This window comes from Agarivorans sp. B2Z047, from assembly GCF_023373605.1.
Classification (GTDB): domain Bacteria; phylum Pseudomonadota; class Gammaproteobacteria; order Enterobacterales; family Celerinatantimonadaceae; genus Agarivorans; species Agarivorans albus.
Window position 1 is genome coordinate 3149542 of record NZ_CP088080.1, and the last position, 15449, is coordinate 3164990.

The 15449-nt window shown below is 41.2% G+C and carries 10 protein-coding genes; 3 read left to right on the plus strand and 7 right to left on the minus strand.

The features are described from left to right. The first annotated feature begins 1102 nt into the window (after positions 1-1102). Positions 1103-1987 (plus strand): LysR family transcriptional regulator, encoded by an 885-nt coding sequence (locus LQZ07_RS14430; protein ID WP_227981715.1) that lies wholly within the window; start codon positions 1103-1105, stop codon positions 1985-1987. 113 nt (positions 1988-2100) lie between these two features. Here the strand turns inward: LQZ07_RS14430 and gntH are convergent, their stop codons facing one another. Continuing rightward, a complete protein-coding gene (gene gntH, locus LQZ07_RS14435) occupies positions 2101-3345 on the minus strand; it encodes a guanitoxin biosynthesis MBL fold metallo-hydrolase GntH (RefSeq protein WP_194164253.1) in 1245 nt (414 codons plus the stop codon). Positions 3346-3968: 623 nt separating this feature from the next. On the opposite strand from gntH, the gene LQZ07_RS14440 reads away from it, so the two are divergent. Next, positions 3969-4511 carry a GNAT family N-acetyltransferase gene (locus tag LQZ07_RS14440; RefSeq protein WP_152786305.1) on the plus strand — a complete coding sequence of 181 codons (543 nt, stop codon included), beginning with the start codon at positions 3969-3971 and terminating at the stop codon, positions 4509-4511. Between the two features lie 625 nt (positions 4512-5136). On the opposite strand, the gene LQZ07_RS14445 is transcribed toward LQZ07_RS14440, so the two are convergent. From LQZ07_RS14445 to LQZ07_RS14470, 5 genes are all read right to left on the minus strand, one after another. After that, on the minus strand, positions 5137-5454 hold the full coding sequence (locus LQZ07_RS14445) for a hypothetical protein (protein WP_152786307.1): 318 nt from the start codon (positions 5452-5454) through the stop codon (positions 5137-5139). A 913-nt stretch (positions 5455-6367) separates the two neighbouring features. Continuing rightward, positions 6368-8764: a hypothetical protein gene (locus tag LQZ07_RS14455; protein ID WP_152786309.1), complete on the minus strand. Its 2397-nt coding sequence runs from the start codon at positions 8762-8764 to the stop codon at positions 6368-6370. Continuing rightward, entirely contained in the window at positions 8757-10019 is a 1263-nt protein-coding gene (locus LQZ07_RS14460) for a hypothetical protein (RefSeq protein WP_152786311.1), read from the minus strand. Before LQZ07_RS14460 ends, LQZ07_RS14455 begins: the two co-directional genes overlap by 8 nt. Next, positions 10012-10743 carry a hypothetical protein gene (locus tag LQZ07_RS14465; RefSeq protein WP_152786313.1) on the minus strand — a complete coding sequence of 244 codons (732 nt, stop codon included), beginning with the start codon at positions 10741-10743 and terminating at the stop codon, positions 10012-10014. The genes LQZ07_RS14460 and LQZ07_RS14465 overlap by 8 nt, the downstream gene beginning before the upstream one ends. Before the next feature lie 165 nt (positions 10744-10908). Beyond that, a complete protein-coding gene (locus tag LQZ07_RS14470; RefSeq protein ID WP_152786315.1) occupies positions 10909-11136 on the minus strand; it encodes a hypothetical protein in 228 nt (75 codons plus the stop codon). A 134-nt stretch (positions 11137-11270) separates the two neighbouring features. On the opposite strand from LQZ07_RS14470, the gene LQZ07_RS14475 reads away from it, so the two are divergent. Then, a complete protein-coding gene (locus LQZ07_RS14475; RefSeq protein ID WP_227981717.1) occupies positions 11271-11696 on the plus strand; it encodes an AlpA family transcriptional regulator in 426 nt (141 codons plus the stop codon). A gap of 365 nt (positions 11697-12061) precedes the next feature. On the opposite strand, the gene LQZ07_RS14480 is transcribed toward LQZ07_RS14475, so the two are convergent. Further along, the gene (locus LQZ07_RS14480; protein WP_152786317.1) at positions 12062-15292 is read right to left on the minus strand and encodes a type I restriction endonuclease subunit R; all 3231 of its coding nucleotides are present in this window, start codon (positions 15290-15292) and stop codon (positions 12062-12064) included. Positions 15293-15449: the final 157 nt, after the last annotated feature.

Here is a 15449-nt window from a genome sequence, read left to right on the forward strand (position 1 = left end):
AAAGCTATTTAGTATAGAGTGTGGACAGTTCAGTAACCAAAAACCAACTAAACCATAACAAAAAAGTGCAGTTTTATCATAAGATATAGCACCAGCATCAAGTACATTATAAGCATACAAAAACAGTATAGAATAAATAGTAAACATAAGAACAAGTTAAACATTCAGCGCTCAACAGGCGCCCACATCAATTCATTGACCAACCTCGAAGAAATATTCTTTTCAACATAGCCATAGTGCCAACTATGCCTTAACAAATTACACAAGACCTTACAACCATCAAAAGCTCCATATAAACATTAAGCAATTTATTTTTTAGCGTGCAAGTTCACAAAACAAAACCAATTACAAATTAAAAAAGCGAGAGCATGCCTACAAAGCTTTATAATAACATCCATTTCACAATAGCGAGCCCTCTCGTAATTCGCAGAAGCTTTCACTCTAACTTAAATGAAATATTAAATTACATAAACAATTAAAAATTTAGAACAAAGGGGTTAGAACACATAGCAAAAGAAGTCTTTGCGAAGGTTAAGTATATTTTCGCTGAAGAACGGGAGGCAAGTAGCACCAAACATACTAGATAGTAGTTAAAGTTCGTAAGGCCAAATTAAAATATAGACAACGAAACCCACTTAAATCCGAACACGTAAGCACTATAATTGACTGTTAAAAACAGGTGATATTAGTTTGCATAATTACTCAAAAATCGCCGACTTACGACAAGTTTATTTCATACAGCAAAAAAATGCGCCATAAGTAACCATAATGTTCCAGCAAACCACACACTTTCCAATCAGCAATTTTTTGCTAATATGATGATGGTTTATAAATTTACTGAACTTGGGCTTAAATAGAGGAGGCTCTGCAGCTTATCAAGGTAAACTCTTCCTCTTAACTAAATTAATGTTATCTCAACTAGTCCAGCCAATATTACTATCCTAGTATTAGTAAACAGCATTAACTAGTAACGCTCAACTTGAATGTTGAATTATTATGTAATTTAAACTGGGATTAACAGGTAAACTGTCAACTAATCTTGGACTTAACAGAGGTGGCAAAACGAATGGGTGACCAGCTAACAAATTTGGACTTGAACCTAATGAAACTGCTAAAGGTTGTCGTAGAGACTCAAAACACCCATAAAGCAGCAGAAATACTAGGTATATCCCAACCCACCGTTAGCCGAGGAGTAAGTAAGCTACGAGACACCTTTGGTGAACAACTCTTTTTACGAAAGGCCCACAGCATTGAGCCCTCAGAGCTAGCAATAAAGCTAGCAGAAGCTGCAGATGAAATGCTAACTCCAATTTCTAAGGTGATAGAATCATATAGTCGCTTCACCCCTCAACAGTTTACAGGCAAGGTATCCTTAGCCGTAAATACCTATTTATTGGAGGTATTTGCGGAGCGGTTAATTCAAGAACTATCAAGCTTACTACCTAATGCCACATTTGAGTTAGACTACTGGCAAGCCCAATCACTAAGTGAGTTACTGAAAGGGAAAATAGATTATGTAATTCAAGTATCAAATTACGTATTTCCGCAAGATGTGTACACTCGAACAATAAAACAAGTAGAGATGGGAGTTGTCGCGAGGAAAGACCATCCTATTCTAAGTCAAAGCAGTAATTGGGACTCCCTTCACTCACTGCCAATTGTTCAGCTTTACTTGCCCGATATAAATTATAAAAAAAGTGCCCTACATGACCTCTATAAATCCAAGGGATTCGAGGCGAAAGTCATATTAAAAACACATAGTTTGAAAGCTGCCTTATACACTTTAAGAAATAGCAATGCCATCTGCTACTCTAGCAGCTACATTAGCAATCTAGATAAAGAACTAAGTGTTTACTCACTTCCTCAGTTAACAAAACATCATAGCAAGGTGGACATTATTGGCGCATATTTGCAAACTAGAAGAGGGTATCCGTTAAATCAATTTTTGCATCAAATGCTACAACATTTTTTTGCTCAAGCTGAATAAACTTCAAATAATTTAACCCAAAATAAAAACCTTCACCTTTAGCAAACGCTCAAATGAAATAAACCAGTAACACCCCCAAAAGAGGGTGTTACTACAGAGTACATATACGTTATTTATAAGCGCGTATCAGATACCCACTCTGGGGTTAAGCCCTCAGTCGGCGCTGGAGCATATGTCGGAGTAGCATCAGGCGCAGAGGGTGTTGACCAAACCAATTGGTCTGTTCTCGCCATCCGAGTTACCACTTGTTCTTTAGTCACATTAATCACCATTAAATCCTGCGCAATAGCGACAGGTCCAGAATAGGTCTCCGCCAACCCCTTAAATGCGGCATCAATAGTGTCGTCATTAGTGAAGAAATGAGTCCCCACTCCCAGGACGGGCTGCGCTATGTTAAAAACTTTGCCCAACTCACGAGCAGAGGTGTGCTTATCTATCACTTTTTCTGCCACTTCTATAGGCATATTGTTTTTCTTAGAAAACGTTGGAGCATCAATGAAAAGCTCATGAATAAACACATCGACACCTTTAGCCATTTCAGCCTCATGACGGGTTGGTTCGCTATCGCCAGTGAAGGCCATAGATAAACCGTTCCACTCTAATCGGTAACCCACAGAACCAACAAGAATATGATCAACAGGGAATGCATATATTTTCACTTCATTTTCAGCATATACTAACTGCTTAGGTTGTTTAGGGCTAAATTTTGCGTAATCAAATTCATGAGCTTCTATCTGCATTCCCTCTCTAGCAGCTATACCGGTTTTGCTTAACAGATGCCATGCAGCCGCCTGCTCTACATGCCCAATAAAGTGATTGAGCCCCAACTCCGGTGTATGCCCAGAAGAGCCCCACACCTTAAGCGGGGTGTTTCTCCCCCACCCCATAGAATCCCACAAATTAAATATGCCACCTACGTGGTCAAGGTGTAGGTGAGTTACAAAGACTTTGTCTAAGGAATCATGAGGTAAGCCTAAGCTCCAAAGGGCTGGCACAGTACCACCACCAATATCAAAAATAAAATTATCACCATTACCTAGCTCGACTAACCAACTAGTAGATGCTTGACCCATTCGAACGAGAGGGTTACCTGAACCTATAGTTGTAATCCTCATTTCATCTGGCGCTATAGCTTCATGCCCCGCTATGAAATGTTTAGAATATTGGCGATGCTCGCCCTCGACCTTTTTAACGATTTCATGTTTGGTTAAAGGCTCGCCACACAACGGAACAGGGTAACCTGCTTCAGTATAAGAACATTCTCTAGGAAACTGATAATCAACCGGCGACTTTGCCGATACGGGTGCGACAATCGCTGAGCATAGCGCTAACGGTATCAATCTAAACATAAATTTCATACTTACTCCAAACAACATTGAATCATCCATGAACGTTCATCAATATACAGTTAATATAGTAGCAATATCATCCCCACCAAAAGAATGAACTGGTATGTATTTCAGAAATTCACATTTTTCAGTAGCACTATGATACGAGAATAAGATAACTTTGAGTCAAAGGAAAAATGCGTTATAGCGCATCAATGAACTAATTAACGTTGTGGGGTTTCAGGCAAAGAGCTTTCCTTGATACCTGAGCTTAAATAATTGGGGCGGAAACGGCTGCTTAAAAATAACAGCAAAATTAAGGTAGGTAATTTAGTTTGGCTTATCGCCACGCACGATGAACAAACCAAACAATTTTTTCTGAGCAAGTTACCCAGATTGCAAATTGTTCCTGTGAGGCCAAGCAAATCAAAGAATTAGAATATGAAGCCGTCGACCATTTCTCGTTAAGACTATGGCATGGCACGACTATTAGCCGCCACTGATAGTGTAACGTTCTTAATCCACCATCAATCATGCCCGGCTCTCAAATGTTATTGGATATAGAGAAAGAAACTGTGATTGACAAATAGGTGCCGCGGAAAACTTTACCAACCAGCATTCAATATTAAAAGTGAACAAATAGAGAAAATGACATGGACTACTTATTATACAAACCGGAACATAAAGAAAACCTAGTCAGACTGTTTAAAGACACATTCACAGACTCAGAAGGTAAAGACGAAGGAGTATTACTTGCTAAACTTGTCTCTGACTTTCTTAGTCATCCAGCAAAAGCGGAAGACCTATATGTGTTTATTGCCACGAATGATAACAAGCGTATTGTCGGCAGTATTATCTTCTCCAGATTATATTTTCCAAGCGATGAAAACGTCGTTATGTTAGCGCCAGTTGCTGTTTCAACGGACTATCATGGGCAAGGTATTGGTCAAGAGCTGATCCGTTTTGGCCTAGAAACACTGAGAATTAAAGGTGTTACTACTGTCATTACCTACGGCGACATCAACTTTTACGCTAAAGTTGGCTTTACCCACATTAGTCAAGAGATTATCTTACCTCCGTTGACATTGTCATACCCAGAAGGTTGGATTGCACAATCGCTGGTAGGTGAAACAGTTTTTCCGATAGATGGAAAACCAACCTGTGCGGGAGCACTTAACAACCCTATTTACTGGTAAGAAGGGCTACAAGTGGACCATCATTATCTTTATTGCCACTGTTTACTCTCCATTAATTTAGTAACCTTTAAAACCTGAAGTTGCCAATAACGATACCAGGGACATTTCAGCCGCAGAGCCACAGCTAGATCTCACATGCTAAGGCTTTAGGGTCGGTGGATGTTTGTGCCGATACCTGTAGTTACTACAATGAATACCGAGCGAAACTTTCGCTTTCTTTACAAGTTGCTAGATAGCGAATACCTTTGATGGAGTTCAGCATCAAGAGAAAGCACTATTTTTTAGAATGAGGTCATCCTCTTCGAATCGCTTTAGCTTAATCTTATGCTCAAGTTCTAGGATATTAACTTGGTCTGGTGTAAAAGGGATTACAGATAAGAGAGTTTACCGTTACGCTTTCATCGACAGGAGGTCACAAACCTACACTCTCAGCAACATAATGGCGATGAAATAGCCACTAAAAAAGGTAGGCAAATTCACTGCACTATTTTTCTACCTTCGTATCCCCGACATAATGTTCATGAATCAAGTTCCTCATAGCCATAAGCGCCTTCCATTACTCTAACTTCAGATTTTATACTTTCTAAAGCCCCTAGTAACTTTAGATCCCACGCAACTCAAATAATTATGTGAAAGCAGACTCTAATCTATTGAGTGACGCATAAACTCTTGCGCCTTTAAACTCCGCTGGAATATCGGTCATGACATGACTTATTACAATAGGAGTTATCATTTCACCAGCAACACCACTCGGGGGGGTCCCTACAAGATCAAATTCAAAAAAGCCATCAGATGGGGGGGTTATGTATACATGTGGTACTAGCTTGGTGTTTGTCCACCCAAGTGTCGATGCACTGCCAAATACCACTATGCTTAATTGAGTGGGGAAATTCTTCAACAAGGTCAATTCTACACCATTGACCTCAAGTAGTTTAGCTTCCATCTATCCGCTTACCATACCATCGCGCAGTTTCACCTCTCGGCGAATTTGCGTCATGCTTGTTTGTAATATAACTGATAAATATACCACAAAATCAATTGGAGCATCTCCCCTTTGTTTTCAACCCATGTTGTTTCGAGAGACTTCACTTGAATACGATAAAACGAATGTCCATCAGACTTGACTACATCAGTTTTCAAGCCATGATCTATTATCGGCAACAGTACTTCCCAACCATCTTGAAGTAACCAAGTGGCGGTTTTAGATTCGTAAGACAAACTCTTCGAGTGGCGAATGATTTCAGTTGCAGGTGTACAAATTTAGAAGGCATAACGGTATCCAATATAAAATTGATGCCGAATTCAGCTAAGGCGTGCTGAATTCGGACAGGGCCGCTTTATCGCAGTTTCCCAATTTAATATCACTATACCGCCGCATTGCGTGTATCGAGCAGTATAGGCAGCATTGCCCTGACGTCTCCAGTATTGAACTCGGTCATTAAACTACTGTCAGGCCGTTACCAGCCGTGATGAAATGAATCCTAAACTTAACCAAAAACCTAGTAAGAAGCAGCCAGCTAGTTAAGTTATAGTCCATCACCGCCTACCTCAATAGTAGGTTATTGAAGATTTCTATTTGAACTAGAATCCTAACCCATTATTTTTATTAACAATTTCAACGACCTAATTTGGCACTCTCAATTAACGGTACGCTGTAACTGCGAGAGGCCTCAAATACTGACCTGTCAGTGACAAACAAATGACATATCAGTATTTGCCACTGACGATTAATAAGCAAGAGTATGGAAGTTAATTGAGCGAAATAGCTTCGTCCGTGGCAGTTTTTTAGAAAGGTTTTGACTACTCAGAGGCTATGCTTTTGTAAGTAGCTAAGCGTTACTGAACCAAACTGTTGATTAAAGACAATTTAGAATTATCAGCAGCATTGTAGACAACGCATTGCGCTTTGATTGACTGATAATGCTTAGTTCGTAAGAGATATGTTTGCTTGGGTTTTGATGTTTAATTTGGGTTTCAAACTCCTGTAGACCAATACATTCGATATCCTCACCGTCACTTAAAATAGTAACTTTTACTCGCTCATTCCCTAGCAGTTCTTCTAGCATTTTGATCGCTTGTTCAAGTTTGTGTTTTTGAGTAAACACCCACACATGCTTTTTGCTAGTTAAACAATCACGTAGTAAACACAGCCCAACTTTAGCCAACTGATTCACCCGATACCCAGTAAGTGTATATAAGTTAAACAGACATGCCTGAAGAGATTTCTTGTCCTCTTCAGTTAACTTTAATTCCGCAACGTTCTGCCTAAGAGTGTTGGGGTATTGGTGATACAACTCGCCAACCCGACTTTCAATGTCGAGGTATTCTTCACTAGCACTGCATCTTTTCTTAAAGCCTCGCCCCAGCACCTGGCACAACGTTAAAAGCCTATTTTGATGGTTAGATAAAGCATCGTGATTTTCAGTAAACGGCCGCCCAGAAGCGCGGTATATAACTTCAGAATATGATTTTAATGCCTCGATAACGTTGGTTCTCAGCTTGGTAGGGCTAATCATTGCCGGATTTGAAGGCGTAACCAAAGATTGGATCCTAAACCCTTTCATTGGTTTGATTCGGTCAATACCCAGAATCCTTCTAACGGCTTGTTTCGATATTGGTTGTAGCAACGATTCGGCACAGCGCCAATGAACAAAATTGAAGGTATGGGTATAGTTCAACACACTAGTCGCGACATGTTTATGGCCAAGTTGCACCGAGCATTGCTTATAGCGGCCATCCGGACTAACGCTAGTGGCTTCGGGTAACGACCTTTGTGGTACATTCAACTCGCGAGCAATCTCTGGTGCAAATATGACTAACGTTGGCTCACTTATATTGGTATGACGTATACAATGTGCTCCTTGGTTGTAACCATTGCTAATCTCTTGAATACAATTCGCAAGATACTGAGATAAACGCTGCACGCCTAGTTGATGAGGGTTATGTTGTACACCCCATACGCTATCTTTAGGCGCAGCTAACGATACCAGGCTGGACACCGCACAAACAAATGCCAATCCGTGACAATCAACGAGAAAGGTTCTTCGGCTACTGGTCGTTTTAGGACAATGTCGGATATCGATGAGTGTAGTGAAGTCTGTGTTGACCGCGACATCCTGGCTTTGTAGCTTAGCTACTTCACCAATGCGCACTCCAGCCTGCCTCATTAAAGCAACCATTGCCGCTACCTCCGGCTTTTGTGCTAGAGCACGCAGAATTCGAATTTGGGTTTCAGGGGTAATTAAGCTTGCTCTCACCACATGCACTAATCTAAACCCTGACCTTGCGCCTTCAAGACATTCGAATATAAATTGCTGCGTTCTTTTTTTTGCGCTATCAGCTGCTGAAATGTTAGGTAAATCTTTCGCTAACGTTTCCCCTAGGGATTGCAGTGATTCTTCATCTACGTCTAAGCGGCCTCTATCAACCAGCAATGTTAATGTAGGGATAACCTCGCCTAAATACTGTATGGTGGATTGCACATTGATTTTCTTTTTCTCAAGCTTAGCTAGGCACCAACTGGCCACCATCATACCCGGCCAAGAGTGCTCACCTTCCAGCCAACACATGACAATTTTTGCTGCCTTTGCGACTTGCCCTTTGTTTAAAGGTTTCAGTTGTTTTACTAGCAAGTTGTAATCGTCGCAGTTCGCCCAATTCTTTGTATTGTTACTGTCTAGGGTGGTTTCATTATAAGGCATGCTGTGGTTGCCGCTGACATAAGCGCGAAAACGTTGATGATTAAGTCCTACCGTCGGCATCACTCCAATCAATGTTGACCGTATAATATGTGTTATTGGCGTATCTGGGATAGTGGTCCAACTGAGTAAAGCATCTTCAACGACTTGCTGAAACGTCACGCCATCGATTTGCAGTAGGTGTGTACATCGAGCCCACGTTAGCGGAGGCCTATCGCTATATATTTGGCTTGAATAGTACCTAGACAGCAACAAGCCGGTTAATGTATCCACCAACCAATTACACTGCAACACGACGCCTCCCTGGCTCGGGTTGTATGCGTTGGCAAGATAGTTGAATTGCCCTGGCAATAGACAATATTCTATCCACAAAAATGGTTCACAATAAACGGGGGCGGCTTTACCTTGGATTTCGTTCATCAACGCTATCCAGTCTGGCTCTCGCAAAACCCCGCCATTAATAACCAAACTCAAGCCAATAAGTGCGTGTTCCTGCTCTTGGCTTAAGAACCGACTATTTACCCATTCATTGAATTTTTTATGATATTCACTCATTGATCAGTTTAAGCAGTAAGGCATTAATAGCATTAGCTATTTTCTGAATAATCATTGGGCAATGAGCAACATTGTCATGGTCTACAAACGCAGCAACATCATGGGATGGAAACTGCCGATATAGGTAATTAATAATGGTTTTTCGCGGCCAGTCGCTGTTCACCGACTTTCCATCAAATAAGTGCTGATTAAGCTCTCTCATAGTAAATAGAGATGGAGAAGCGACGTCGTTATAGCTAAATAGTAGCGGTTGTTGACTGCTTAACACTAACTTTATGAAAGGCACATGAGCACGAGCTTCTAGATGTAACACGTATTGCTGAAGCGCTGTGCGCAACAGCGAACAGACCGGCAATTGACGAAAGGATTTAACGTACTTTTTGTTTGGTAAACTGATTATCTGGTAACGCGCATCATAGACATTCAACATCAGTGCTTTCTTGATTAGATGACGCGAGCATGTGCTGAGATGAAAGATTAGACAAACCCAATGAGCATAAGCATTATGAAGTACAAGGTAATGACGATGACTTGTACATTGTTGATATTGTTCTTTTGCAAATAAAACGTCATCAACGCAGCGCTGTAGGATATCTTTTAGTGACTCTATCGCTACAATCCCATCGCTGCCACTATACCCATTTTCAATAGCAGGGGCTGGCTTAACGTGTTCGCTAGCAAGAGAGACACAACAGGAATCTAATAGGGCTAATACGGCCAAGAGGTGAGATTTATAAAAAAAACCGACAGACTCGATACAATAATGCGAATGCGTCTTTCCCGCTTTAACTAATATGCCCTCTCCTGTTTGATACAACATTTGTCTAACGGCAACAGCAAGCCGCGTTGGCGTGACAAAACGCAGAAGCCCAGCATCTTTTAAAACTCGATTCGCAGCCTTCATTAGCTCATTTACCGACCAGTTCTGCCTTAAATCTAGTTTTAGCTGACTGCCAACCAATACTGGCAGGTAATAGCTCACAGATTTGGCGCTGGGAATAAAATACGGGAGGTCCGAGTCAATACCTAAATCCGGAAGCTGGTTTGCGACTTGAAGCTCAAATGACTGTCCCGCCTCACCGCCGCATAACGTTAAATTAAAAGTATCTAATTGATGCAGCGTTAGTCCCGTCAGCAAAGAAGTTGCAAACATACCGGTGCCGGATAGGTTTGTACGGTTTTGGAGTACTTCGATAGTAAAAAAAACAGCTTCACGTATTAAATCTGTGTGGAGTTTGTGCTGGCAATTATTCATCGTTAGCCACCTCACCATCTTTTAGTTTAGCTGTATCAAGCATTTCACCTAGTGGTGGGCCCGCAGGTTCTTTTGGCTTGGAGTCATCAGTGGCTTCTAGAGTTGATTGTTCGACATTAAATAACTTGCCCACACATACCCGAAGAGCATTTTCATGGCATAGCAAATACCTCAGCAAGATAGTATCAACCCCCTTCTCTTCACCTGTTTTACAATTTCTGTAAATCGTCGATAAAGAAATACTAGTTAGGTTCGCTATAAACTCTTTGTTGAAAGATTGACCAAATACGCTAGCTAACACTTCTTCGCCTAATGCTATTTGAAAAAATTTGTATAGTGTCAAGATAATTTTTTGTCGATTTCTAATTTCATGCAGATTCAGAAATGACTCAAGTTGAATGCGTATAAAGTCCGCTACAAATCGGTATCCATTGATTTCAATATCATCTTCGATAAGCTTAGTAACTATTTGTAGGCCGTTCGCTTCGGCAAATGCAATATCGATAACTGGCACTTCTAATGCCAAATCAATTTTGGTTTGGGTTTTGGTTATCTTGGTAGCATTCAATTTGACTATCAGAGAACTAGGCCGCTCGAGCGTAAGCGGAAGTTCATTTGCGATCTTGTACAAACAATTTTGTAATTCATTTCCGTGCAGAGCGACAGTTTTAGTTTCTAAATTCTTAGATGGGAAGGATATGTCAGTGCTTACAATTTTTTTCATGTTACTTATTCTCACAATGTGTGTGAGTATGTAGCGTAACTTTGAAAAATAAAAAACCAGTTGATAACACTTTTATACGTCTAATATAAGAATATTAAACTGCATGTTCGGTTAATCAAACCCATGCAGTTCAATAGTTACTTCAGCTAGTAGCTGAAACGCCATTTACCTCACTTGCGGGTGTCTATTTAGTTCAGCCTTACTCTTAACAGACAAAACAATGGCTAACTCTTTTAATATCTCCTCATCAGTTGAACTATCCAGAGAAAGGATGTATCTCGCGGGTAGTCTATAGATGACCAACGGTTGCAACATCGTTGCAATTGCAATAGCTGCTTCTTCATCTCCATCTAACCAAGCGCATATTAACGCCACTTCTAAGTTATTAAACATTGGTTTCTCCTCTAGTTGTCAATGCAAGAGGATTACAACAGACGCGGAATTTCTGACAAATGAGGCACAATGAACCGGTTAATACAGTTCCAAATAGTTATAAAGTGTAAATTCCTAAAAGAACTCGCGAATAATTGAAATTTGTTGCCTTAGAATGTTTCGCCATGGAAGCACCACACGACGCTTCAAACAGCAGGAAGGGGAAACAGAAAATATTCTTTAAGAATATCTTTAAAAGTAAGCGATTTGAATTTCAGATTTACCCTACCAGTAGAGGTCCGTTCATTGAGAGCTCTGTTATGCGTTTCATCACTCTAAAAGAAGTACTGAAAAAATTAAGTATCAGCCGTTCCGCTTTGTATCTAAAAATCCAAACTAAACAAATGCCGCAACCCATAAAACTCGGTGCCAGAAGAGTTGCCTGGCTAGAACACGAGATTGATGAAGTGATTGCTATATTAGCCAACGGGCGATCAAGTGACGACATTCAGCGCCTAGTCGAAAACCAGATTAACACCCGCAAGGAAATGCTAATAAAAATGGGCTTAGACCAAAGCTAAACAAGTGACGTTTATCGCGTTGATGAGATTTTTGGTCTCTAAATTAGCGTTTAGTAAGAACACCATGACAAGTCAGTTGATTAGATGTGAAGCAATAGCTACGTTGCTAAGCAGCTCCATTTAGTTAGTTGCTTGTTCCAAGTCTTCTAAAGAACCTCTATTGACAATACTTTAATGTGCCATACCTAGAAAAGTTTACATTCGCAACTCAAAAGTGGACAGAAATCAGTTTGAATCAATTGTCAAAATCTCCTCGATTAATAACTTTATGTATCTTGACCCAACTAAAACGACACTAAATTTGAAAACAAATAACAAATACACAAAGGGTAAGGTTTGCTCACCCTGTCTTCTCAAATAATTTATTAAGCCGCATACCAGCCATCAGCCAATACTTCTGCCTGCTCTAGTACAAGCTTAATCGCTTCTTCAGCTGCATCTGGAGGGTACTTCCAGCGGCGTAGCAACCGACGAACGAGGTTACGCATACGCGCGCGTACACTGTCGCGCTTTTGCCAATCGACTGTGGCAGAGCTTCGCAATTGCCGCGTTAACTCAATGGCTAGTTTGCGCAAATTGTCATCACCCAATTCGCGTACTGAGGCTTCGTTCTCTACCAGTGCTCGGTAGAAGGCAATTTCATCGACTGACAAGTTAAGCTTATCGAGCAGCTCTGCATCCCCTTGCATCTCTTTTGCCCACTGAATTAGCTCTTCAATAACTTGTGCCGTTTCAATGCTACGGTTATGGTACTTTTGCAGTGTTGCCATAATACGTTCAGAGTACTTTTTCTCTTGTACGACATCATTCTTCATGCGAGCTTTCACTTCATCACGTAGCAGCTTTTCAAGCAGCTCTACCGCAAGGTTCTTCTCTTTCAAGTTCTTAACGTCTTCTAAAAACTCTTCAGAAAGAAGCCCAATATTCGGCTTGTCAAGGCCAACCATAGAGAAGATATCATCGACACCATCAGCGACTACTGCATTGTTTAGGATTTGCTTTAGTGCTGTATTTCGTTCTTCATCCGTGCGCTTTTTGTCTACCGTAGAATGCTTGATAAAAGCCGCCTTGATCGCAGAGTAAAAGGCAATTTCGTTCTTATAACCGTGAGTTTCATCCATGGTGCTACACAGTGAAAATGCTTTAGCCAAAGCTGCCATCACATCGAGAAATCGCCTCTTTCCGTCTCTGACTTGTTGTCCGTTGGCGTCAGTATGAGACAAGCCTGACAAATGGTTTACTGCTCCCGGTAACAAGCGCAAAGCATCCGTTTCAAAGTCTGCGCGGTAGTTGTTGAATACCTTTTTATCAACAGGTGTTGCAAACATCCCTCTGATGATATCAACCTTCTCCATCAACACTGCAAACGCTTCTGCCGTATCAATGGTGGGCTGCCCCTTACCTTGGCTGTTGGTGTAGGTTTTCAATGCATTTTTAAGCTCATTCGCAATACCAATGTAGTCGACCACCAAACCGCCAGGCTTATCTTTAAATACTCGGTTAACGCGAGCAATAGCCTGCATAAGGTTATGCCCCTTCATTGGTTTGTCGATGTACATGGTGTGACAACTAGGCGCATCAAAGCCCGTTAACCACATATCACGCACAATCACTAATTGCAGCTCATCATCAGTATCTTTATAACGCTTCTCGAAGAGTTTCTTCGTTTTCTTGTCATGAATATGAGGCTGCATCTTCTCTTTATCTGATGCGCTACCTGTCATCACAATCTTAATTGTTCCTTTATCTGTATCTGGGTGATGCCATTCAGGCTTTATCGCGACAATAGCATTATATAAATCAACACAGATTTCGCGGCTCATGGCCACAATTATCGCTTTACCGGGGAAGGTTGAGGTGCGAGTGGTAATATGTTGCACTAGGTCTTTAGCCACTTGCTCAATTCGCGGTTCCGCGCCGACTAACTTTTCCAGTGCGGCCCATTGTGACTTTGCTTTCTCGCGGTCCGCGGTTTCTTCATCTTCACCAATTTCCTCTTCAACTTTGTCGTTAAGTTGCTCGATGTCATCTTGGTTGATATCAAGTTTAGCTAGACGAGATTCATAGTAAATTGGAACCGTTGCACCATCATCAACGGCATCTTGAATATCGTAGATAGAGACATACTCACCGAACACTCCTCGCGTGTCTTTATCATCCATCGAGATAGGTGTGCCGGTAAAGCCAATAAACGAAGCGTTAGGTAAAGCATCACGCAGATATTTGGCATAGCCATAAACGAATTTGTACCCCGTGACCGTACCGCTCTTGTCCCTCACCTCAACCATTTTTGATTTATTGCCATATTGGCTTCGGTGCGCTTCGTCAGACACCACTACAATATTGCTACGTTCAGACAATCTAGGGTGCTCTGTTTCTTCGTCTAATAAGGCAAACTTTTGGATAGTGGTAAAGATGATGCCGCCAGACTGGCGATTAAGTAGCAGCTCGCGCAATGTATCTCGATCATCTGCTTGTCGGGGTATCTGTTTTAAGGTTTCTTGTGCCATTCCAAAGGTATTGTATAGCTGGCCGTCTAAGTCATTTCGGTCAGTGACAACCACGATTGTTGGGTTATTCATTGAGGCTTGCTGTAATAACTTACTAGCATAGCAAACCATAGAGATGCTTTTTCCACTACCTTGTGTATGCCAAACAACCCCTGCCTTACCACTGCCTTGTTTAATCTTTTCTAATGCAGGGATCGTACTTTTAAGGAAGTTACCTGAGGTATTGGCGGCACGAACCGTCGCCTCAACAGCTGCTCTTACAGCGTGGAACTGGTGATAGCCTGCAATCTTCTTAATGATCTTGTCGTTGTCAGTTTCAAACAACGCAAAGTAGCGGATGTAATCAAGCAATAGTTCTTGTTTGAAAAATCCCTTAACCATTGTTTCTAGCTCCCAATCAAAGAGCCGCCTATCCAATTCATTTTCAATTGCTTTCCACGGTAGATATCTTTCTTTATTCGCAGTTAATGAGCCAACCTTTGCAGTCACCCCGTCGCTGATCACTAATGCCTCATTGAAAACAAACAGATCTGAAATCTCATCTTTGTAGGTTTGAAGTTGATTAAAGGCATTCCAAATATCGGCATGCTCATCTGCTGGATTTTTCAATTCAATGACAGAGATGGGTAGTCCGTTAATGAACACAACGACATCAGGGCGACGGTTTCCTTTTGTACCTGTAATCGTGAACTGATTCACGATAAGAAATTCATTATTATCGGGATTAATGAAATCCATTAACTGAGCATGTGTATGCTTCGTTTTGGATTCGCCATCTTCAACAGCAGTGTATTCGACAGGCACTCCTTCAATCACAAACTTGTGGAAGGCGCGGTTGTTTTTAATCAGAATTAGCGTCTCGGGCAAAGATACCGTGTTAACCACATCATTCAGTGCCTCTATCGGAAGCTCTGGATTGATGATTGCTAATTGGTTTAATAGCCTCTGCTTTAAAACAACTTGATGGTAATCGTCACGCTCTGGAGAATCGCCATCAGGGGCAATGTCATAGCCATTTCTATAAAGGTAACCTTGGTCAGTAAACCACCTAAGGCATTGTTGCTCTAACTGGTCTTCAGTGATCATTAAGCCTTGCCCTTGTTATTTTTATTTATTCCATGCGCTCTGAATCAATCGCCCAGTTTGGTTATAAATTCCGACTTGCTCGATATAATGATGAAAGTCACTATTCTCAGTCACAATCCGATTTGCAGACTGCCAGTCAACGTTACTTTTTTCCTGA